Genomic DNA, 19,695 nt, shown 5'->3' with positions numbered 1-19,695 from the left:
CGTCCGTTCACGGCGTCCTCGCGAGGTCGTCGACCGTTCGGACGATCCGGCGATCGGGGATCAGCCACAGCGCGATGACGGCGACGTACAGCGCGATCGCGATCCAACGGCTCGCGAACGCCAAAGGCACGGCCGCTGCGTAGAACGCGATGCTGCTCCAGCCTTTCCAGTCCGATCCGATCGCGCGCGCCACCGCAGACTGTTTGCCGTTGCATGCGATGATCGCGCGTTCGGTGAGCGAATAACCGACCGCGGCCAGCCCCAGGACGATCCCGTACGCCGCCGTGGCGCCGGCCGCGAACTGGCTTTCGTCGAGCCAGCGGATCACGAACGGCACCAGGCTGAGCCAGAACAACAGGAACAGGTTGGCCCACAGCACGCGCCCGTCGATCCGTTCGACCGCGGAGAACATGTGGTGATGATTGTTCCAGTACAGTCCCACGTTCACGAAGCTCAGCAGATAGGCGAGCAGCACCGGCGCGCTGCCGGCCAGGCCCCGCAGATCGCCGGTTTCGGGCACCTTCAACTCGAGCACCATGATCGTGATGATGATCGCCACCACGCCGTCGGTGAACGCCTCGAGCCGTGCCGGTCCCATGTGACGCCCGCTCATCGCTTTTCCCCGATCTGATTGCCCGCGAGCGACCTATCAGGGCGTTTTCCGCAATCCCAGCGCGCGCCGGGCCGTTCGCGCGCAATATGTCGGTCCTGCGCAAATTCCGTTCCGGTTCGCCAAGAATCCGCGCTGCCGGACGCGCATCAGAGCGTGACCGCCGAGGCTGCCACCGCGCATGCACGGCGACTCAGCAGCGTCGTGCGGCCACGACCGCCATCATCGGGGACAAAGATATGCCGAACACCATGCCCGACCTGTCCAGGCGTGCCGTCGTCATCGCCTCGACCGCAGCCGCCGCAACGGCCGCCGCCGCGCTGATGCTGCCGGCCATGACGTTCGCCTCCCCCCTCGCCCCCAAACCCCACGGAGTATTCAGAATGAGCAGCGGATTCATCAAGACCAGCGATGGCACCGATATCTTCTACAAGGACTGGGGTCCCAAGAATGCCCAGCCGATCATGTTCCATCATGGCTGGCCACTCAGCGCCGACGATTGGGACACGCAGATGCTGTTCTTCCTCGCCGAGGGCTACCGCGTCGTCGCGCATGATCGCCGCGGACACGGCCGGTCGTCGCAGGTCGATACCGGCAACGACATGGATCATTACGCCGCCGATGCCTCCGCGGTGGTCGAGCATCTCGACCTGAAGCGCACGGTCCATATCGGCCACTCCACCGGTGGCGGCGAGGTCACGCGCTACGTCGCGAAGTTCGGCCAGCCGCAGGGCCGCGTCGCCAAGGTCGTGCTGGTCAGCTCGGTGCCGCCGCTGATGCTCAAGACCGCGGGCAATCCCGGCGGTTTGCCGATTTCGGTGTTCGACGGCCTGCGCAAGGCGCTCGCCGACAACCGTGCGCAATTCTACGTCGATCTCGCCTCGGGGCCATTCTACGGCTTCAACCGACCCACCGAAAAGCTGTCGCAGGGGGTCGTCGACAATTGGTGGCGCCAGGGCATGATGGGCGGCGCGCTCGCGCATTACGAGGGGATCAAGGCGTTCTCCGAAACCGACCAGACCGCGGATCTGAAGGCGATCACCGTCCCGACGCTTGTGCTGCAGGGCGACGACGACCAGATCGTGCCGTTCGCCAATGCCGCGCTGCTTCAGGCCAAACTCCTGAAGAACGCCACGCTCAAGATCTACAAGGGCTTTCCACACGGGATGCTGACGACGCATGCCGACGTCATCAACCCGGATCTGCTCGCGTTCGTGAAGGGCTGAGCGCTACGACGTGATCGGCGGGAGGGTGACGATCGTCATCCTCCCGCTCAGCGATAGGCGATACGCGCCGGGACCGTCACCGTGATCTCGGTGCCGGACCCGATGTCGGACTGGATCGCGAGCGTTCCACCCATCGCGGTGGCGCGTTCGCGCATCCCGATCAGTCCGTAATGTCCCGGGCGATGCCCCGTCTCGCGGACGTCTCGCGGGATGCCGATACCGTAGTCCGTCACGGTGATCACGAGCCTGTCGGCGCTCGATCGGATGGCGATCACCAGGCGGTCCGCCTGGGCATGGCGCACTGCGTTTGCGAGCGCTTCGCGGACGATCTGCGCGACCTCGTCCGCTACCGGTGCGCAGACCGGCTGCAGGACACCCTCGACATCGAGATCCCAGGTCAGCGGTGGCGCAACGGTGTCCTCCGCGATGGCGGTCAGCAACGCGGGCAGCGCGACCGGCTCCATGGTCTCGCGCAGGAACCGGACCCGGTCGCGACCGTCGAGCAGCACATCGTCGGCGCGTTCCAGCGCGCTCTCCAGGCTGATCCGTGCGCGATCCCCCTTCGGCAACTGCTCGACCACCGACTGGAAGCGCAGCATCAACCCCTGGAACCCCTGCAACAGCGTATCGTGGAGTTCGCGGGCGATCCGCTCGCGCTCCGCGATCTGCGCCTCGAACCGCCCCCGCGTCCGCTCCGCAACGATCCGCAGCCGGCGTCGGTACAGCAGCCACACCAGCGTCCCGGCGACCACGATGCAGGCCGCCGCGAACGCATGCGTCTGGTAGAAGCGCGGGGCGATCTCGAACGTCAGCGTCGCGCCGTGTCGGTTCCAGACGCCGTCGTTGTTCGCGGCGATCACCTGGAACCGGTATTCGCCGGGGCCGAGGTTGGTATACAGCGCCTCGCGAGCCTCCCCCGCGTCGATCCAGTCGGGGTCGATGCCCGCCATGCGATAGCGGAACCGATTGGCGACGGCGTTGGTCAGGCTGAGCGCGGTATAGCGGATCTGGACATGGTTGGTGCCGGGCGGAAGCGCGATCGTCGCGTCCGTCGCCGGCCGGCCCACGCCACCGGCGACGAGCGACCGGATCTGCACCGTCGGCGGCAACCGGTTTCGGAATAGCCTGGCGGGATCGATCATCGTCAATCCACGATTGGTGGCGAACCACAGCCGTCCGGCCGCGTCCTGCCCGATATCGTTCGCCTCGACCATGTTGGAGCGCGCCCGGAAATCCTCCTGATAGCCGAACCGTTCGTGCGGGATCGGCAGGCCGGGGTGCACGAACGCCGCATCGAGCGACGATGTCGGCATCCGGACGATCCCGTTTGCGCCGATCACCCAGGTCGATCCGTCCGCGGTCTGGATCAGTCCGGTCAATCCGGCGAGGAACGGGTAGGTCCGATCGCGCAACGAGACGAGGCGCGTACCGTAGTACAATGCGAGTCCCTGATCGCCGACCACGAGCAGACCCTGGCGGACCGGTAGCCATGTCGTGGTCCTGCCGGTCACCTGATCCCGGCTGCGCCAGAGCAACGTTTCGATCCCCTGGCGAAGGCGGGAGACACCCTGCCCGATACGCCCGAACACCACGCCCCCGGCGCCGTCCGACCGGATACGGTGGACCGTTCCCTTCGGCGTGCCGGCGGGCGCGCCATATGGCAGCAACCGCCGTCCGACGAGGCGGTAGAGCGTATCGATCCCGGTCCAGAACACGCCGTGCGTGTCCATCGCGCAGGTGATCGACAACGGCCCCGTGACTGGCGTCGCCCTGGCGAGATTGCCCGCATGATCGAGGTCGAGCAGGTATTTGCCCTCCATCCCGATCACCAGCAGGCGACGGCCATCGCCGCACATCACGCCGATATCGGGCCTGGCGAAGATCAGCACCGGGACACCGGACCTGCCGATGCGATAGACCCCGGAAAGCCCGGCAATGAACAGGTTCTGCGCCCCGCCGCCGCTGGCGCCGCCGACGAAGCCCGAAACGATCGCCTCGGTCTGTCGCGGCTGGACGATGTTGCTCGGCGAAAACCGGTCGAGCCCGGATTCCGTGCCGACCCAGATATTGCCCTCGCGATCCTCCAGCACCGCCAGCGTCAGCGCCGCGGTCAGGCCCTGGCTTTCGGTGAACGATGCGACGCTGCCGGGTGTGCCGGGGTGCTGCAAGGCCGACGCGGATATCCGGCCCAGCCCGGCATCCTGTCCGGTGATCCAGAGATTGCCGTCGCGGTCGAACAGCGACCGTTCGAGGACATAGGGCGTCGTCGCGCGGCCGATGCGATAGCGGCGCGGATCGCGCTCGACCGCCTCGACCAGGGTACCGGTGCGACGCCATATCGTCCCGCGACGGTCCTGCGCGAGCGCGACATACGCATCGTCCGGCACGCCGCTGCTTCCTGCTCCCGCATCCTCGAAGCGCGAGCCCCCCGGTGTCAGTCGCAGAAGTCGGGACGCATGCGAGAGGTAGATGCCGCCGGCCGTGCTCAGGAGGTCGCCCACGCCGTGCTCGGGCACGCCCTGTCCGGCACCGAACTTCGTCCACCGGCCCGCCGACAGGCGAGCGAGGCTCATCGTGTCCACCGAATTGCCGGCGACCCAGATCGCGCCGTCGCGCCCCTCGACGATCGTCGTCACGCCCCCCACCGCGGGCCATGGGTTGGCATCGCTCAACACGCCGCCGCGAACCACGGAAATACCGCCAAAGTCGTAGCCGACCCAGATGTCGCCGTTGCGCGCCGCCAGCAACGCGGTGATCTGAGGCGAACGATACCGATCCTGGTCGACCGGCACGATCCGTTCGAAGGTGATGCCGTCGAACCGATAAAGACCGGTCGCGGTCCCGAGCCAGAGATAGCCGTCACGGCCCTGCGCGATCGCGCGGATGTTACCCGGAGCGCCATCGCCGAGCGTCCAGCGCGAATGGCGCAGTTGCGCGATCGTCCGCGCCGGATCCAGCGCCGAGGCACTGCTGGCCATCACGACCCCGCAAAGGATCGCGAACAGCACGCGCATCACCGCTCGCTGACCCTTGCCTCCACGTCCACGTCCACGTCCACGCAGGGCGCGCAGAAAGCCGGATCGCACGATCGTGAAGACTTCGCTCGGCAGGGTCATGATGATTTACGTTGCGCCTGCGGAACGAACAAATGCAAGTGCCGACAGCCGTCGCCTGATCCATTCGCCGCGTATTGCGTATTCTCGTCGCCGACCGCGCGATTGTTCAAAATCGGTCAGTCCCGTCCACGCGATTCATCCCGACATCGTGGTACGGAACTATCCAGGTCGGTCCCCGATCGACGGGAGAACAGGATGCCGGCGAGTAACGGCCGTGCCGACGACGCGGCGACGATCGGGCTGTGGTGCGGCGTCCGCATCGAGGTGGCGCCGCGCGATGCGGTGAGCGTGGAGGTGTCGGTTGCGAGCGTCGGCGTCTTCACCCACGAGATCGGCCAGGATCGACCCGGCGGCGGACCCGGCGGCGGGCTGGGACATCTCGACGCCGCACTCGGCGGCGCGATCACGCGGCTGCGCGCGGACGGCATCTTCCGGGCAGGGCCGGGCGAGGTGCTGACGCTGTCGGCGCCTGCCCCTCCGATCCATGCGGCGACGATACTCGCGATCGGCCTGGGCGACCCGACGGCCTGGACGCCGGCGGCGATGCGTCCGGCGGTCGCGACCGCGGTACGCGAGACGATCCGCCTCGACGCCGCCTCCGCCGCGTTCGCGCCGAGCCTGCTCGACAGCGGCCTGTCCCCAGCCATGCTCGACGGCACCCCGCAAGCGATGCTCGAGGGCCTGTTCGACGCGCTGGCGGATCACCGGCCAGCGACGCTGTCACGCTGGGTGTTCTGCGTCGGCGGCGCGCGGTTCGACGACAGGGTCGACGCGTTTCGCGCGGCGTTCGACCGATTGGCGAGGCGCTGATGGAGCGGCCCCTTGCCTTGTCCGCCGGACGCGGCGCAGGGTATCCGCCCGACGTCCTGCCATTGCGCGAGTGCCCGTTGCCGCCCTCCCCCCCGATCCGTATCATGATCGTCGACGATCATCCCTTCCTGCGCGAAGGCGTGAAGGCCGTGATCGAAACGCAGGCGGATCTCGAACTCGTCGCGGAAGCGGAGTCGGGGGAACAGGCGCTGGCGCTCTATCCGACGCACCTGCCCGACGTCGTGCTCATGGACCTGCAGATGCCGGGGATCGGCGGTGTCGACACCATCGCGGTCATGCGCAGCCACTGGCCGCAGGCGCGTATCGTCGTGCTCACCACCTATTCGGGCGACGCGCAGGCGCTGCGGGCGTTGCGCGCCGGTGCCGCGGGCTATCTGCTGAAGAACACGCTCCGCAAGGAACTGCTCGACACGATCCGCTCGGTCCATGCCGGTGGCAAGCACCTCAACGCGCAGGTCGCGTCCAGCATCGCCTTCCACGTCATCGAGGATGCGCTGACCGAACGCGAGATCGGCGTGTTGTCGCTGGCCGCGTCGGGCAATTCGAACAAGCAGATCGCCGCCCGGCTCGCGGTCACCGAGGAAACCGTGAAAGGCCATATGAAGCTGATCTTTGCCAAACTCGGCGCCTCGGATCGCACGCACGCGGTGACGATCGCAGCGAAGCGCGGCATCATCGAGCTCTGACCCGGCGCACGTCGCGCCACACGAAAGGGGGGTGACCGACCGCCCCGCCCGGGGCGCAGGCGACCGGCCCGCATTCGCTATGCTCGATCGCACAGGCTGCGATGGAGACCCAGGCGATGCTGCATATTCCCCTTTCGGCGACAGCGTCCCAGCCTGCCGTGTCCCAGCCTGCCGTGTCCCATGCCGGCCGGTCCCAGTTCGGGCCGACCACCGCCGCCAGCCTGGTGGCGAACGCCGTCAGCGCGCTGGACCGCGATCCTCACATGGCACGGCATTATCTGGAGCGGCTCGCGGCGATGTTCGCCCCCGACACTCCGCCACCGCAAGCCGAGCCGGTGAAAGGCGGGCTGGCGGCGTGGCAATTGCGCGGCGTCGTGCTGTATATCGAGGAGCGGCTGGGCAGCACGATCGGCGTCGATGCGCTGGCGCAGGTCGCACGGCTCAGCGCGGGCCATTTCTGTCGCGCCTTCAAGGTGACGACCGGCGAAACGCCGCACGCGTTCCTCATCCTCCAGCGCGTCCGCCGTGCGCAGACGCTGATGCTGCGGACCGACGATACGCTCAGCCAGATCGCCTATGCCTGCGGGCTGAGCGACCAGGCGCACCTGACCCGACTGTTCCGCCGCGTGGTGGGCATGACCCCGCTGATCTGGCGCCGCACCTGGCAAACCGCCGACACTCGGGCGATCGCCGTTACCCACGGCACGGGCGTTAGCGCCGACGAGCAGCAGCGGCGGTGGTCGTAGCGTTGGACGCGGTAGCGTACTGCGCCCGGTCCAGCAGCAGCGCGGTGATCTTCCGGCGATCGAGCGCGGGCGCATACAGGAAGCCCTGGCCGAGCACGCAGCCCGCCGCCTGAAGCATCGCCGCCTGTTCCTCCGATTCCACGCCTTCCGCGACGATCCGGATGTTCATCCGTTCGGCGATGCGGATCAGGCCTTCGACGATCGTCATGCTCACGCTTTCGGGCGTGAGATGATCGATGAAGGTCTTGTCGATCTTGATCACGTCGACCGGCACGGTGAGCAGATGCGTCAGCGAGGCAAAGCCGGTGCCGAAATCGTCCAGCGCCACGCGGATACCGCGGTCGCGAAGCGCCCTGATCGCGGTCTGCACCGCCTGATCGCCGTCGCCCATGTACACCGTTTCGGTCACTTCGAGGATCACGTGTTCCAGCGATACGCCCTCCCGCTCGAATGCCGACGTCAGTACGCGCTCGATCGCCCCGCCGCTGAGATCCGCGGACGAGACGTTGATCCCGACGTGCTGGAACGGGATGCCCATGTCGAGCCACGCGCGCAGGTCGGCCGCGACCAGCGCCAACATGCGCGCCGTCAATGCCGTCGCGACGTGCGCGTCCGTGGTCGCCTCGTGGAAGGATGCAGCCGAGACGACCGCGTTGCCGATCCGCATGCGACACAGCGCCTCGAGCCCGACGACCTCGCGTGTGTCGAGGCGGAAGATCGGCTGGTAATACGCCTCGATCCGATGCTCGCGCAGCGCCGCGTTGACGTCACGGATCGCCCCCAGTCGCCGCGTCATCGTCGAACCGAGACCCGGCCAGTAGCGCACGAAGCCGCCGCGCCCCGTCTCCTTGGCATGATAAAGCGCGAAGTCGGCGTTCTGGCGTACGCGATCGACCACCGGATCGTCGTTCGACAGGACGGCACCGCCGATCGTCGCGCGCGGCACGACGACATGACCACCGCAGTTGGCAGACAGCGCCAGTGCATCGAGTATGTTTTCTGCCGTTCGGTCGAGGTTCCGTAATGCGTCGGGTCGATCGATGACCATCCCGAACTCATCGCCGCCGATCCGGTACGTCCGCCCGGGAAGCATCGCCGCCGCGATCCGGTCGCCCGCGATCTGCAACAGGCAGTCGCCCGCATGGTGCCCGAACGTGTCGTTGACGGTTTTCAGATTGTCGAGGTCGAGCACGAAGATCGCCCAGCTACCCGGCGCGTTGCAATCGAGGTCGAGCAGCGCGGCATTGAACGCGGCGCGATTGGGCAGGCCGGTAAGTGCATCGGTGAACGCGCGCCGCTCGTGTTCGACGACGCGCTGGTGGCGGTCGATCGCAATGAGACACAGGCGCACCGAGTTGCACACCACGTCCCGCTCGAACGCCGTCGGACCTCGCCGTTCACGGTAGTAGAACGCGAACGTGCCGACCGTGGCACCCTGTGCGTTGACGATCGGGCTCGACCAGCAGGCAAGCAGCCCGTGGGGCAAGGCCAGATGCTTGAACTCGGCCCAGCGATCGTCGGTTTCGATGTCGGTGACCGCAACATCCACCCCCAGAAAGGCTGCGGTGCCGCAAGAGCCGGCGACCGGACCAATGCCGAGGCCATCCAGTGCGTTCGAATAGACTTCGGGAAGACTGGGGCCAGCCAGCGGGTGGAGCAAGCCGGCTGCATCGACGGACAGAACCGAACAGGTGACGCCCGGAAGCAACGTCTCGACCTCTTCGCAGAGGCGCGCGCAGGTCGGTATCAACGCAACCCCGGTGGCGATCATCTCGAGAATCGTATTCTGCAGCTTGAGCAAAACGCTCGTGGAGGCGTTCACATCCGTCGCTCGTGGGGTATCCGAATACGATTCCATCGCGCCGTGATATGACCGAAGTTATTGCAGATTCATTGATATTTTTTCGATCGCGTCGAGCCGCCGAAGAATAATCATCGGAAATCTTATATAATCCAGCGTCGCCAGATAGTTGAATTCAGATTGGTTCATTATAAAACCAATTCGACATCGTAATTTATCCGCCTTTTGGCAGATTTAATACTCCGCACGTCAGTAAGATGACGGCATATTTCAAAACAAGTCGATACCACGAACGCCCGTCGCCTGCCGTTCTTCCTCGTGACGAAGGCGAGCCAAACCGCATATCGGCCAGCATCTGCTGGGCCGCCATACGAGACCGCCTTCCCCCAAACGCTTCCCTGCCCCCCCACCGCAGTCGTATGGGCGGGTCCGAGGAGACGACCATGGCGTTGGCAAACAGCAATCCGAACACTCCCGCACGGCAGGTCCGCGTCGGACTGATCGGCTATGGATTTTCGGGCAAGACGTTCCACGCGCCGCTGATCGGGGCGGTACCCGGACTGTCTCTCTGCGCGGTCGTGTCGCGTGATGCGGCCAAGGTGAACGCCGATCTCCCCGATGCGGTGGTGTATGCCGATCCCGCGGCAATGCTGACGGCCGACGACATCGATCTGGTCGTCATCGCCACCCCCAACGATACCCATGCGCCCCTTGCCCGCGCCGCGATCGAGGCCGGCAAGCACGTCGTGATCGACAAGCCGTTCACGCTCGATCTGGCGGAGGCGCGCGCGCTGGTCGCTCTGGCGGAGCATCGCGGCGTGATCTTGTCGGTCTTCCACAACCGCCGCTGGGACAGCGATTTCCTCGGCGTGCGGCGTGCGATCGAGGACGGCCTGATCGGCACCGTCAGTCATTTCGAATCGCATTTCGACCGGTTCCGGCCCGCGGTGCGCGATCGCTGGCGGGAGCACGACGTCGCGGGTGGCGGAATCTGGTTCGATCTCGGGCCGCATCTCGTCGACCAGGCGGTGCAGTTGTTCGGCCTGCCGGACCGCGTCCAGGCGTCGCTGGCGAAACAGCGTAGCGGGGCGGTCGCCGACGACTGGGCGCATGTCGTGCTCTCCTACGGCGAACGGCGGGTCGTGCTCCACGCCGGCATGCTCGTCGGCGGCGGCACGCACCGCTTCACGGTGCACGGCGACGCCGGCAGCATCGTCAAGCACGCGATCGATCGTCAGGAGGCGCAATTGCTGGCGGGCATGGTGCCGGGTGCGCCGGGCTGGGGTGACGATCCCGATCCGCTGGTCTTCCACGACGGCACCGCCCCGCCCCGCGAGATTGCCACCCTCCCCGGCGACCAGCGTCGCTATTATAGCGGCATCGCCGATGCGATAAACGGCACGGGCGCCAATCCCGTGCCACCGATCGAGGCGCTATGGGTGATGGCGATCGTCGAGGCGGCGGTGCAGTCGTCGCAGGCGCAGGCGTCGGTCGCGCTGTCGCTGACCGACGAGGAGCGGCGCGCATGACGCCCGTCGAAATGGTTGCGCACCAGGAACGGACGCTGGTCTTCGATCGGTTCGACGAAGAGACCGCATTTTCGCTGGGGAGCTGGATCGCGGACCGGGGCCACGCCGCCCGCGCGCCGATCGTGATCGACATCCGCCTCTTCCACCGTCCGCTGTTCTTCGCCGCGTTGCCGGGATCGGTCCCCGACAATGCCGAATGGGCGCGCCGCAAGCGCAACGTCGTCGAACGCTATCATCGATCCAGCTACGGCGTCGGGCTGGACATGGCGGCGAAGGGATCGTCGCTGCTGGAACGCTACGGCCTGCCCCTGCTCGATTTCGCCGCGCATGGCGGTGCGTTCCCGATCACGCTGGCCGGCTGCGGCGTGATCGGCTGCATCGCGGTATCGGGCTTGCCGCAGATCGACGACCACATGCTGGTGGTCCGCAGCGTGTGCGCGGCCACCGGCAAGGACCCCGACGCGTTCGGGATCGATCGGTAAAAGCGGCGGCGCGCGCTTGGCTGATCCGGCCAAGCCTGCGATGGCGTGCGGGATGACGATACACGACACCCTGCTCGAGCCCGGTCGCAACTGTTGGCGCATCGAAGATGCCGAACGGGCGACGGTCATCGTCGATGCCGACGACTATTTCAAAGCCGCCCGCGCCGCGATGATGAAGGCCAAGACGCAGATCCTGCTCGTCGGCTGGGATTTCGACGCGCGCATCCGGTTCGGCGGCGACGTCGACGATGGCGGTCCGGAACGCGTCGGCGCGTTCATCAGCTGGCTGGCGAAGCGTACGCCCGGTCTGAACATCCATATCCTCCGCTGGGATACCGGCGCGATCAAGACGCTGTTCCACGGCCAGACGCTGTTGCGCATCGCCAGGTGGATCAAGGATCCGCAGGTCCATCTGCGGCTCGACGGGCATCATCCCCCCGCCGGATCGCATCATCAAAAAGTGGTCGTGATCGACGACGACGTCGCGTTTTGCGGCGGGATCGACATGACCGTGGATCGCTGGGACACGCGCGACCATGCCGATGACGAGCCGCGCCGGATCGAGCCGGACGGCACGGTCTATGGCCCGTGGCACGACGCGACGACGATGTTGCAAGGCCCCGTCGCCCGCGCGCTGGGCGACATGTGCCGCGGCCGCTGGGAGGTCTCGGGCGGCGGTGCGCTGGAGTCGGTATCGGGTGGCGCAGATTGCTGGCCCGAGCATGTGACCGCGGATTTCACCGACGTCGAAGTCGGCATCGCGCTGACCATCCCCGAGATGGCCGAACAGGAGCCGCGCCACGATATCGAGGCGCTATACGTCGACCTGATCGCCCGTACGAAGCGCTTCTTCTACGCCGAGAGCCAGTATTTCGCCTCGCGCAAGGTGGCCGAAGCGATCGGCAAGCGGCTGCGCGAACCCGACGGTCCCGAATTCGTCATCGTCCACCCGACCACCGCGGAGGGCTGGCTGGAGCCGATCGCAATGGATTCGGCCCGCGCGCGCCTGGTCGAGGCGCTGCACGAACAGGACCCGCACAAGCGCCTGCGCCTGTATCACCCGTTCACCGCGGGCGGGCAGCCGATCTACGTCCACGCCAAGGTGACGGTGGTCGACGACGAGGTGCTGCGAGTCGGATCGTCCAACTTCAACAACCGCTCGCTCCGGCTCGACAGCGAGTGCGACGTCGTGATCGACGCCGGACGGACCCGCAACGCGGGCGAGCGCGATACGATCGCCAGCATCCGCAACGACCTGCTCGCCGAACATCTCGACAGCGACCCCGACACGATCGCGACGATGATCGCGGAGACGGGTTCGATCATCGAGACGATCGAGCGACTGCGCGGCTATGGCCGGTCGCTGCGTCCCTATGAGGTGCCCGAACTCGATTCCGTGCGCGAATGGCTGGCGGACAACAAGATCCTCGATCCGGAAGGTCCCGGCGAGATGTTCGAGGGGCTGGCGGGCCGCAAGCCCCTGCTGAAGAACCTGCGTCCCCACCTGCACCGCGCCGACGGCACCGTGTCGCCGGTCATGGCCGCGGTCGCGGTAGGCGGGACCGCCGCCGGCATCGCGTTGGTCGGCACGATGCTCTGGAGCCGTCTCAACAGGAAATAGCGATCGGCGCCGGTACCCGGACGGCGACGCGCGCGCCTGTCTCTTACGTCCATTTCGGGCCGATCATTATGCATGTATTTAACAGACGGCGGCATTCGGACGTTGTATCGCGGCCGTAACAACGCGGGGTTCCGGGTCGTTAGCCTACCCTCCCGCGGATCGGATCATGGATGCCAAGCTCCGCTATCGTCGCGCCGGGGCACGGCCCGTCGTCTTCGTCGTCCGGTATCGACGCATGCGACCGCGAACCGATCCACATCCCCGGATCGATACAACCCCATGGCCTCCTGCTGGTCGCCAGCCTTCCCGATCTGACGATCGTTGCGGGTGCCGGCGATATCGAGACGTCGCTGGCCCGCGACTGGCTCGGCAGGCCGCTGGGCGAACTGCTCCGACAGGCCGTCACCGACAAGCTCGATGCCCGCCCGACCGGGTCGACGGTTGCGCTGAACGACGTCCAGGGGATCGCGTAGACCTTCGTCGCGATAGCGCATCGGTCGCCGGCCACGCTGATCGTCGAACTCGAACCCGCGCCCGCCTCGATGCCATCGTCGATCGACGTCCTGTCCGCGATGGAGGAGGCCGCCGCCACCTTCGAGCAGGCGTTCGGGCTCCGCGAACTCTGCGAACGTGCGGCACGCGCCTTTCGCAACCTGACCGGATTCGACCGCGTCATGGTGTACCGCTTCCTCGACGACGATGCCGGCGTCGTCGTCGCCGAGGATCGCGATCCGGCGGCGAACAGTTTCCTCAACCAGCATTTTCCCGCCTCCGACATCCCCAGCCAGGCGCGGGCGCTGCATGTCCGCAACCGGGTCCGGATCATCCCCGATGCCGGATACGAGCCCGCCCCGATCCGCCCGCAGGCCGCGGCCGCGCTCGACCTGAGCGATGTCGGACTGCGCAGCGTGTCGCCGATCCACCTGCAATATCTGAAGAACATGGGCGTCACCGCGTCCGCCTCGATCTCGATCGTCCGCGATGGCCGGTTGTGGGGGCTGATCGCCTGCCATCATCCGACCACGCGGTTCCTCCCCCTCCACGTCCGGATGGCGTGCCGTGCGCTCGCGGGCAGCCTGTCGCGACAGATCAGGGCGAAGGAGGATGCCGAACTCTACCGCGAACGCATCCGGTTGCGCTCTGCGGAGGATGCCGTCGTGCTGCGGCTCGGCAGCGACATCTCGCTCGCCGGGTTCTTCGCCACCGCGGGCCACGACATGTGCCGGATGCTCGGCGCGGACAGCTTTGCCGCCGTCCGCGGGGGCGAGCTGTACGTCGCGGGCCGCTCGCCGCGCCACGCCGACGTGCTGGCGGTCGCCGCGTATGTCGGCGAGCGCGCGAGGACGCTGCCGTTCTCGACCGACCGACTGTCCGATCAGCTTCCCGATGCGGTCGCCTATCAGGATCTCGCGAGCGGCGTTCTCGCGGTGACCATGTCGACCGACGAACCGACCATCCTGATCTGGTTTCGCGCCGAGCAGATCGAGGTGGTGAACTGGGCGGGCAATCCGCACAAGGACGTGCCCGCCGATCCGACCGCGACGCTGAGCCCGCGCGCGTCGTTCGAGAGCTGGAGCGAGGCGGTACGCGGTCGGTCCGCGCCGTGGACGCTGTTCGAGATCGAGGCGGCGAGCCGGCTTCGGCGGACGATGTTCGAGGCGCGCCAGAACCGCCGCCTGTTCGAGGTGAACCGCGAACTGACCGCGACGATCGCCGACAACGAAAGCCTGCTGCTGCAAAAGGACTACCTCATCAAGGAGGTGCATCACCGCGTGCAGAACAGCCTCCAGCTGGTCTCCGCGTTCCTCGGATTGCAGGGCAAGGCGGTCGGCGACGAGGTGTTGACCGCGCATCTGGCGGAGGCGCAGCGCCGGCTGTCCGCGGTCGCGATGGTCCACCGCCGGCTCCATTCGGACGAGCACCTCCAGGCGATCGACCTCGCGCGCTACATCGGCGACCTGTGCGCCGAGATCAAATCGTCGATGGACCGTTCGTGGGGCGACGCGATCCAGCTCGATCTCGCGCCCGTGCTCATCTCGACCGAGCGGGCGGTCAACGTCGGGCTGATCCTGACCGAGCTGGTCATCAACGCCAACAAATACGCCTATGCGGGGGGCTCCGGGCCGATCACGATCGAACTCGAACAGCACCGCAACCGCTTTCGGCTGGTGGTTTCCGATCGCGGCGCGGGGAAGACGGGCACGGGAGCCGGATTCGGCTCGCGGATGCTGTCGTCTATGGTCAAGCGGCTGGCCGGGACGATCGAGGAGACCGACAACGATCCCGGCCTGCGGGTCACGGTAACGGCACCGATCGCCGACGAATGACGCCGCCCTACGATCGCCTGCGACCGGGCCGGTGCGGCATCGCGCGCGATCGGTTCGCGACCGCCGGATAGCGTGCGGCAACCGCATCGGTGTAGCCGAGATTGAAGACGGTGGCGCTCTTCGCCGGACGCTGGGTGCGCGTGTAGAGCGTGCCGAACAGCCGGTCCCAGACGAAGCTGGTGATCCCGAAATTGCCGTCCTCGTCATGGAAATGATGTTCCATGTGACGCCGCTTCATCGTCGCGAGCCAGCGGTTGCGCGGCTTCCACCCGAGATGCTGGACGCAGTGCTCGAACTCGTAGAACGCGGTGTAGAGCAGTCCGGTCGCGAACCCGGCCAGCGCCCCGCCCGTCCCGCCGATCAGCCAGCCCGGCAAGGCCGCGACCAGCAGCAGCGTCGGCAGCGTGGTGTGGAGCGCGCCGAACAGGATCTCGAGCCGGTCGGGATCCATGTGATGATCATAGTGGATGCGTTTCCAGATACCCGCCAGCGCTGGGACCTTGAACATCCAGCGGCTGTGCAACACCCAGCGGTGGAGCACGTACCAGACCAGCGGATAGGCGACCGCGACCAGCAGGACGATCGCCAATGTCGGCAAAAGCGGCGCCGGCCACCGCGCGAACGCGGCGATGCTCGCCCCCGCCAGCACCAGATAGACGATGACCGCGTAGTGCGTGAAATACGCGAGGAACAGTTCGCGCAGGCCCATGCGGCCTAGCTGGTGCGTGCGATCCCAGAACCGCAGCATCGTGGAAAGCGTCTTCATGCCTCAGCGTCTAGCGCGCGTCGCCGCACGGGTTTGACGGCGGTCAATCGAGGACTGCCGGATGCGACGCTCAGTGCCGCATCAGCATCCGCGAGACACCCGCGCGTATCGGCGACAGGCGTGCGGCGGCGCGCAGGATCGCGGGGCGCGCCACGCGCGCGGGCATCCTGTCGTCGGTGTACAGACCGACGATGAGGCCGGTCGCGGCAAACGCCGGTGCCGCGGCGATCCGGTGCGCGGCTTCGTACCGGCGCAGGAGCGACGAGGCGCCGATATCGCGTCCGCTCGCGGCGGCACGCGATACGAGGGTGGCGAGCGACGCCGCGCTGCGCAATCCCAGGTTGAAGCCATGTGCGGTCACCGGGTGCATCCCGACCGCCGCATCGCCGATCAGTGCGGCGCGGGTCGCGGCGAAATGATGGCTCCACACCGTCGCGAGCGGATAGACGTGCGCGCGCCCGGCGACGTGCATCGTGCCGAGCTTGCCGGCGGATCGTCGCGTCAGTTCGGCCGCCAGCGCCGCCGGCTCCAGCCCCGCAAGCCGTGCGATCGCGTCCTCGGGCAACGTCAGCACCACCGACGATCGGCGCCCGACCAGCGGCAGCAGTGCGATCGTCTGGTCGTATCCGAACCATTCGGTGGCGATCCCGCGATGATCGCATTCGTGCGTCACGTCCACGACCAGCATCGACCGCCCGAGACGGTTCACCGTCGCGCCGATTCCGAGACGGTCGCGAACGCCTGAAAAGCGCGAATCCGCCGCGACCAGCAACCGTCCCCGCAGCACGCGCCCGTCGCTCAGCGTCACCGCCGTTCCCGCTCGATCCGCCACGACGTCGCAAACCGCACTTTCCGCGAGGATCGTCAGCTTCGACGTGACCGCTGCCGACGCCCCGGATGTCGCCGCCGCGAACAAGGCCCGGCGGATATGATGATTAGCGACGAGCTGGCCGAGCCGGTCCTCGCTCAAGCGATCGTTCGGGGGGTCGAACGCGAGCGTGAAATCGGACCTGCCGTCGAGCACGCACGCGCGCCGCAACGGCGACAGCACCGCCGGATCGATCAAAGCCCATGCCCCGAGCGTGCGCAGGATATCCACCGACCGGTGCGTCAGCGCGATCGCACGCCCGTCGACCGCCGGATCGGCCAGCGCCGCGACCGGCTGTCGCTCCACCACGATCACCGCGAGCCCGCTGTCCGCGAGCCCCAGCGCACATGCCAGCCCCGCGGGCCCGCCGCCCACCACGATCACATCGCATTCCATGTCGCACCGCATAGCCGTGACGAAGACAGGGGCTTTGACGCCGGTCAATGCCGATACCGCCCGGCCTGCGCATCCCGCATGACAAGGAGAAGGCGGTGATGGACCATGAGCGGCTTGCCGGAAACGTCGTGCCGTTCGCGCGGCGCTGGCACGTGATCCACGAGATCGACCTGGTCCGCCTGATCGGTGCACAGCGCAGGCGCGCCGAACTGTGCGACCGGCTCGAAGCGGTGGGCGATGGCCTGCCCGCGCTGCCCCCGCGTTACGAGCTTGCGGCGCTTTGCGGCGCACTGGCGGAGATCGCGGCACGCGGCGAGCCCTCTCTCGAGGCGATGCTGCTCAAGGATGCCAACGATGCGCTGGGCGCCGCGCTGCTCGATCATATCCGCATCCGGTGCATGACCGACGCCACCGCGGCGCAGGAACTGATCGACATGCTCGGTCCTGCCGTCGCCTCCGACCGGCGGCCGACGGCGGATGCGCTCGGTTACATGTTGCGCGGTTTCTTCACCGGCTGTCGTCGTGCGATCGATTTCGAGCAGCTTGCGATCCTCGCCTCGGCGGGCCACCGACTGACCCGAAACGCCCGGGCGATGCTGATCGACAGCCTGTCGGTCCGCCGCGAGGGCTGACGGCTCAGGCGGCTTCGGCACGGGCGGCGAGCGCGGCACGGTCACTGATCGTCACCGCGCGCGTTCCCGGCAGGGCGATGATGCCCGCGGTCTTCATCTTGGTGAGTTGCCGGCTGACCGTCTCGATCGTCATGCCGAGCACGTCGGCGATCTGGCCGCGCGTCATCGGCAGGTCGAACGTGACCGGACCGCCGGGCGTGGCGCGACACCCCGCCTCGCCCGCCCGCGTCGCCATGTCGAGCAGGAAGCCCGCGACCTTCTCGCCCGCGGACTTGCGTGCCAGTGCCAGCATCCGCCCGCGCGCATCGCTGAGCGACTCCATCGTGCGCTGAAGCAGCAACCGCTCCATCCGCTGATGATCCTCCAGCACGCGCTCGAACCCGGCGCGCGGGAACACGCAGAGCTCGGCATCGGTCAGCGCGACGAGCGTGAAGTCGGTCGGCCCCGCATAGGGCTGGCCAAAGAATTCGGCGGAATACAGCAGCCCGACGATCTGTTCGCGCCCGTCCGACGTCGCGGCGACCAGCTTGAGCACGCCCGACAGCACGTTGCCGCAGATCACGCCGTCCTCGCCCGCCCAGGCGACCGTCTGGCCCGACACGATCCGCCGACGCCGGCCCAGCGTGTTGAGCGTCAGCAGCTCGCGATCGTCGAGGCTGCCGCACAACGCACTGTCGCGGACTGCACACTCGGTACAGATGTCGGTTGGGCCCATGCACTTGATGTAGAGCAGGCGGGAAGTTCTGTCGCCCTTTCCCGCCCTATTCCCGGTCATTGCACGCCGTTTTCAGCTATCATCTTCTACGGGCAAGTGAAATTCATGCCAGATACCGTTGAGAATGCCGAAACCGACCGCGAGACCGAGGCCCAATACCCAGGAAAAATACCACATCGTCGTGTCCTATCTAGTAGAAGTCGGGATTAGTGCGAACGTCTTCGGCGGTGACCCGGCCGAACATCACCTTGTAGGCCCAGGCGGTGTAGGCGAGCACGATCGGCAGCAGCACCGCGGTCACGAACAGCATCAGGCCGAGCGTCTTGTGCGTCGACGACGCGTTCCACACGAGCAGGCTGGAATGCGCATCGATGCTCGACGGCAGGATGAACGGGAACATCGAACAGCCCACCGTCGCGACGATCCCGACCGTCGACACCGACGAACCCGAGAAAGCGAGCGCCTCGCGCCCCGACCGGATGCCGAGCAACGCCAGCCCTGCGCCGACGAACCCGAGCACCGGCAACACCATCATCCACGGATGCGCGGCGAAATTATCGAGCCACGCGCCGCCGACCTGCTCGACCGTCGTGCGCAGCGGGTTGGACGGTCCGGCCGGGTCGACCGTGCCGACGATCCGGTAGCCGATCCCGCCCCAGCGGACGAACACGAAACCGATCGCGAACAGCATGATCGAGGCGATCGCCGCGACGGTGCCAAAGGCCCGCGCGCGATCGTGGACCGGTCCGTGCTCCACCTTGATCGTCAGCCACGCCGCGCCGTGCAGCACCAGCATCGTCACCGACAACAGCCCGCAGAGCAGCGCGAACGGCGTGAACAGCCCGAGCAGCGACCCCTCGTAGAACGAGCGCAGATCGCCATCGAGGCGGAAGGGCGCACCGAGCAGCACGTTGCCGACCGCGACGCCGAACACCAGCGCCGGTACGAAGCCGCCGACGAACAACGCCCAGTCCCACCGCGCCCGCCACGCCGGATCGGGCCGCTTCGAGCGGTATTTGAACCCGACCGGCCGCAGGATCAGCGCCGCCAGCACGAGGAACATCGCGAGGTAGAAGCCCGAGAAGCTGACCGCGTAGACGAACGGCCATGCCGCGAAGATCGCACCGCCGCCGAGGATGAACCAGACCTGGTTGCCCTCCCAGGTCGGGCCGATCGCGTTGATCACCATCCGGCGCTCGGGATCGTTTCGTGCGACGAACGGCAGCAGCGCCGCGACCCCCAGGTCGAACCCGTCAGTCAGCGCGAAGCCGATCAGCAGCACGCCCAGCAGCGCCCACCAGATCAGCCGCAATATCTCGTAATCGAACATGATATGTCCTTCC

19 protein-coding genes are annotated in these 19,695 nt (G+C 67.1%); 10 read left to right on the top strand and 9 right to left on the bottom strand.

Annotated features, from left to right (window positions below):
* Window positions 1-7 precede the first annotated feature (7 nt).
* Window positions 8-613: a TMEM175 family protein gene (locus tag C8J45_RS01090; RefSeq protein WP_244647177.1), complete on the bottom strand. Its 606-nt coding sequence runs from the start codon at window positions 611-613 to the stop codon at window positions 8-10.
* 190 nt (window positions 614-803) lie between these two features.
* Complete coding sequence (locus tag C8J45_RS19385; RefSeq protein WP_197978220.1) at window positions 804-947, bottom strand: hypothetical protein; 144 nt, start codon at window positions 945-947, stop codon at window positions 804-806.
* 46 nt (window positions 948-993) lie between these two features.
* Between C8J45_RS19385 and C8J45_RS01085 the strand changes: the two genes are divergently transcribed.
* On the top strand, window positions 994-1,836 hold the full coding sequence (locus C8J45_RS01085; protein ID WP_219907311.1) for an alpha/beta fold hydrolase: 843 nt from the start codon (window positions 994-996) through the stop codon (window positions 1,834-1,836).
* A gap of 47 nt (window positions 1,837-1,883) precedes the next feature.
* On the opposite strand, the gene C8J45_RS01080 is transcribed toward C8J45_RS01085, so the two are convergent.
* A complete protein-coding gene (locus C8J45_RS01080; RefSeq protein WP_258191210.1) occupies window positions 1,884-4,952 on the bottom strand; it encodes a sensor histidine kinase in 3,069 nt (1,022 codons plus the stop codon).
* Between the two features lie 195 nt (window positions 4,953-5,147).
* On the opposite strand from C8J45_RS01080, the gene C8J45_RS19035 reads away from it, so the two are divergent.
* The 3 genes from C8J45_RS19035 (at window position 5,148) to C8J45_RS01065 (ending at window position 7,215) form a co-directional block, all read left to right on the top strand.
* Window positions 5,148-5,762, top strand: a complete 615-nt coding sequence (locus C8J45_RS19035; protein WP_181321055.1) for a M17 family peptidase N-terminal domain-containing protein — start codon at window positions 5,148-5,150, stop codon at window positions 5,760-5,762.
* Window positions 5,763-5,866: 104 nt separating this feature from the next.
* Entirely contained in the window at window positions 5,867-6,469 is a 603-nt protein-coding gene (locus C8J45_RS01070) for a response regulator transcription factor (RefSeq protein WP_258191302.1), read from the top strand.
* 116 nt (window positions 6,470-6,585) lie between these two features.
* A complete protein-coding gene (locus tag C8J45_RS01065; RefSeq protein WP_107962169.1) occupies window positions 6,586-7,215 on the top strand; it encodes a helix-turn-helix domain-containing protein in 630 nt (209 codons plus the stop codon).
* Here the strand turns inward: C8J45_RS01065 and C8J45_RS01060 are convergent.
* The gene (locus C8J45_RS01060; RefSeq protein WP_308811323.1) at window positions 7,181-9,037 is read right to left on the bottom strand and encodes a GGDEF domain-containing protein; all 1,857 of its coding nucleotides are present in this window, start codon (window positions 9,035-9,037) and stop codon (window positions 7,181-7,183) included. The genes C8J45_RS01065 and C8J45_RS01060 overlap by 35 nt on opposite strands.
* 422 nt (window positions 9,038-9,459) lie before the next feature.
* On the opposite strand from C8J45_RS01060, the gene C8J45_RS01055 reads away from it, so the two are divergent.
* The 5 genes from C8J45_RS01055 (at window position 9,460) to C8J45_RS01040 (ending at window position 14,975) form a co-directional block, all read left to right on the top strand.
* A complete protein-coding gene (locus C8J45_RS01055) occupies window positions 9,460-10,545 on the top strand; it encodes an oxidoreductase (protein ID WP_107962167.1) in 1,086 nt (361 codons plus the stop codon).
* Entirely contained in the window at window positions 10,542-11,027 is a 486-nt protein-coding gene (locus C8J45_RS01050; protein ID WP_107961546.1) for a heme-degrading domain-containing protein, read from the top strand. The genes C8J45_RS01055 and C8J45_RS01050 overlap by 4 nt, the downstream gene beginning before the upstream one ends.
* Before the next feature lie 52 nt (window positions 11,028-11,079).
* Window positions 11,080-12,648 (top strand): phospholipase D-like domain-containing protein, encoded by a 1,569-nt coding sequence (locus C8J45_RS01045; RefSeq protein ID WP_107962166.1) that lies wholly within the window; start codon window positions 11,080-11,082, stop codon window positions 12,646-12,648.
* 170 nt (window positions 12,649-12,818) lie between these two features.
* Window positions 12,819-13,121 carry a hypothetical protein gene (locus tag C8J45_RS19490; protein ID WP_258191209.1) on the top strand — a complete coding sequence of 101 codons (303 nt, stop codon included), beginning with the start codon at window positions 12,819-12,821 and terminating at the stop codon, window positions 13,119-13,121.
* Window positions 13,122-13,190: 69 nt separating this feature from the next.
* Entirely contained in the window at window positions 13,191-14,975 is a 1,785-nt protein-coding gene (locus C8J45_RS01040; RefSeq protein ID WP_258191208.1) for a histidine kinase dimerization/phosphoacceptor domain -containing protein, read from the top strand.
* Between the two features lie 7 nt (window positions 14,976-14,982).
* On the opposite strand, the gene C8J45_RS01035 is transcribed toward C8J45_RS01040, so the two are convergent.
* A complete protein-coding gene (locus tag C8J45_RS01035) occupies window positions 14,983-15,741 on the bottom strand; it encodes a sterol desaturase family protein (RefSeq protein WP_107961545.1) in 759 nt (252 codons plus the stop codon).
* A 70-nt stretch (window positions 15,742-15,811) separates the two neighbouring features.
* A complete protein-coding gene (gene ubiM, locus C8J45_RS01030) occupies window positions 15,812-17,005 on the bottom strand; it encodes a 5-demethoxyubiquinol-8 5-hydroxylase UbiM (protein ID WP_258191207.1) in 1,194 nt (397 codons plus the stop codon).
* A 47-nt stretch (window positions 17,006-17,052) separates the two neighbouring features.
* Here ubiM and C8J45_RS01025 point away from each other — a divergent pair, with 47 nt between their 5' ends.
* Window positions 17,053-17,637, top strand: coding sequence for a hypothetical protein (locus C8J45_RS01025; RefSeq protein ID WP_258191206.1), 585 nt, complete (start codon window positions 17,053-17,055; stop codon window positions 17,635-17,637).
* Window positions 17,638-17,641: 4 nt separating this feature from the next.
* On the opposite strand, the gene C8J45_RS01020 is transcribed toward C8J45_RS01025, so the two are convergent.
* From C8J45_RS01020 to cydB, 3 genes are all read right to left on the bottom strand, one after another.
* Window positions 17,642-18,352, bottom strand: a complete 711-nt coding sequence (locus tag C8J45_RS01020; protein WP_107961543.1) for a Crp/Fnr family transcriptional regulator — start codon at window positions 18,350-18,352, stop codon at window positions 17,642-17,644.
* A gap of 72 nt (window positions 18,353-18,424) precedes the next feature.
* Window positions 18,425-18,529: a cytochrome bd-I oxidase subunit CydX gene (cydX, locus tag C8J45_RS01015; protein ID WP_107961542.1), complete on the bottom strand. Its 105-nt coding sequence runs from the start codon at window positions 18,527-18,529 to the stop codon at window positions 18,425-18,427.
* Window positions 18,530-18,542: 13 nt separating this feature from the next.
* Window positions 18,543-19,682, bottom strand: coding sequence for a cytochrome d ubiquinol oxidase subunit II (cydB, locus tag C8J45_RS01010; protein ID WP_107961541.1), 1,140 nt, complete (start codon window positions 19,680-19,682; stop codon window positions 18,543-18,545).
* Between the last annotated feature and the right edge of the window lie 13 nt (window positions 19,683-19,695).

Source organism: Sphingomonas sp. PP-CE-3G-477 (assembly GCF_003050745.1).
GTDB lineage: Bacteria > Pseudomonadota > Alphaproteobacteria > Sphingomonadales > Sphingomonadaceae > Sphingomonas.
The sequence above is the reverse complement of the archived record's forward strand: the minus strand, read 5'-3'. Positions and strand labels throughout refer to the sequence as shown.

What these genes read in the sequence shown, in the direction of transcription:
- C8J45_RS01090 (WP_244647177.1), bottom strand. Translation starts at nt 613, where the DNA reads ATGAGCGGGCGTCACATGGGACCGGCACGGCTCGAGGCGTTCACCGAC.
- C8J45_RS19385 (WP_197978220.1), bottom strand. Translation starts at nt 947, where the DNA reads ATGGCCGGCAGCATCAGCGCGGCGGCGGCCGTTGCGGCGGCTGCGGTC.
- C8J45_RS01085 (WP_219907311.1), top strand. Translation starts at nt 994, where the DNA reads ATGAGCAGCGGATTCATCAAGACCAGCGATGGCACCGATATCTTCTAC.
- C8J45_RS01080 (WP_258191210.1), bottom strand. Translation starts at nt 4,952, where the DNA reads ATGACCCTGCCGAGCGAAGTCTTCACGATCGTGCGATCCGGCTTTCTG.
- C8J45_RS19035 (WP_181321055.1), top strand. Translation starts at nt 5,148, where the DNA reads ATGCCGGCGAGTAACGGCCGTGCCGACGACGCGGCGACGATCGGGCTG.
- C8J45_RS01070 (WP_258191302.1), top strand. Translation starts at nt 5,867, where the DNA reads ATGATCGTCGACGATCATCCCTTCCTGCGCGAAGGCGTGAAGGCCGTG.
- C8J45_RS01065 (WP_107962169.1), top strand. Translation starts at nt 6,586, where the DNA reads ATGCTGCATATTCCCCTTTCGGCGACAGCGTCCCAGCCTGCCGTGTCC.
- C8J45_RS01055 (WP_107962167.1), top strand. Translation starts at nt 9,460, where the DNA reads ATGGCGTTGGCAAACAGCAATCCGAACACTCCCGCACGGCAGGTCCGC.
- C8J45_RS01050 (WP_107961546.1), top strand. Translation starts at nt 10,542, where the DNA reads ATGACGCCCGTCGAAATGGTTGCGCACCAGGAACGGACGCTGGTCTTC.
- C8J45_RS01045 (WP_107962166.1), top strand. Translation starts at nt 11,080, where the DNA reads ATGACGATACACGACACCCTGCTCGAGCCCGGTCGCAACTGTTGGCGC.
- C8J45_RS19490 (WP_258191209.1), top strand. Translation starts at nt 12,819, where the DNA reads ATGCCAAGCTCCGCTATCGTCGCGCCGGGGCACGGCCCGTCGTCTTCG.
- C8J45_RS01040 (WP_258191208.1), top strand. Translation starts at nt 13,191, where the DNA reads ATGCCATCGTCGATCGACGTCCTGTCCGCGATGGAGGAGGCCGCCGCC.
- C8J45_RS01035 (WP_107961545.1), bottom strand. Translation starts at nt 15,741, where the DNA reads ATGAAGACGCTTTCCACGATGCTGCGGTTCTGGGATCGCACGCACCAG.
- ubiM (WP_258191207.1), bottom strand. Translation starts at nt 17,005, where the DNA reads ATGGAATGCGATGTGATCGTGGTGGGCGGCGGGCCCGCGGGGCTGGCA.
- C8J45_RS01025 (WP_258191206.1), top strand. Translation starts at nt 17,053, where the DNA reads ATGCCGATACCGCCCGGCCTGCGCATCCCGCATGACAAGGAGAAGGCG.
- C8J45_RS01020 (WP_107961543.1), bottom strand. Translation starts at nt 18,352, where the DNA reads ATGGGCCCAACCGACATCTGTACCGAGTGTGCAGTCCGCGACAGTGCG.
- cydX (WP_107961542.1), bottom strand. Translation starts at nt 18,529, where the DNA reads ATGTGGTATTTTTCCTGGGTATTGGGCCTCGGTCTCGCGGTCGGTTTC.
- cydB (WP_107961541.1), bottom strand. Translation starts at nt 19,682, where the DNA reads ATGTTCGATTACGAGATATTGCGGCTGATCTGGTGGGCGCTGCTGGGC.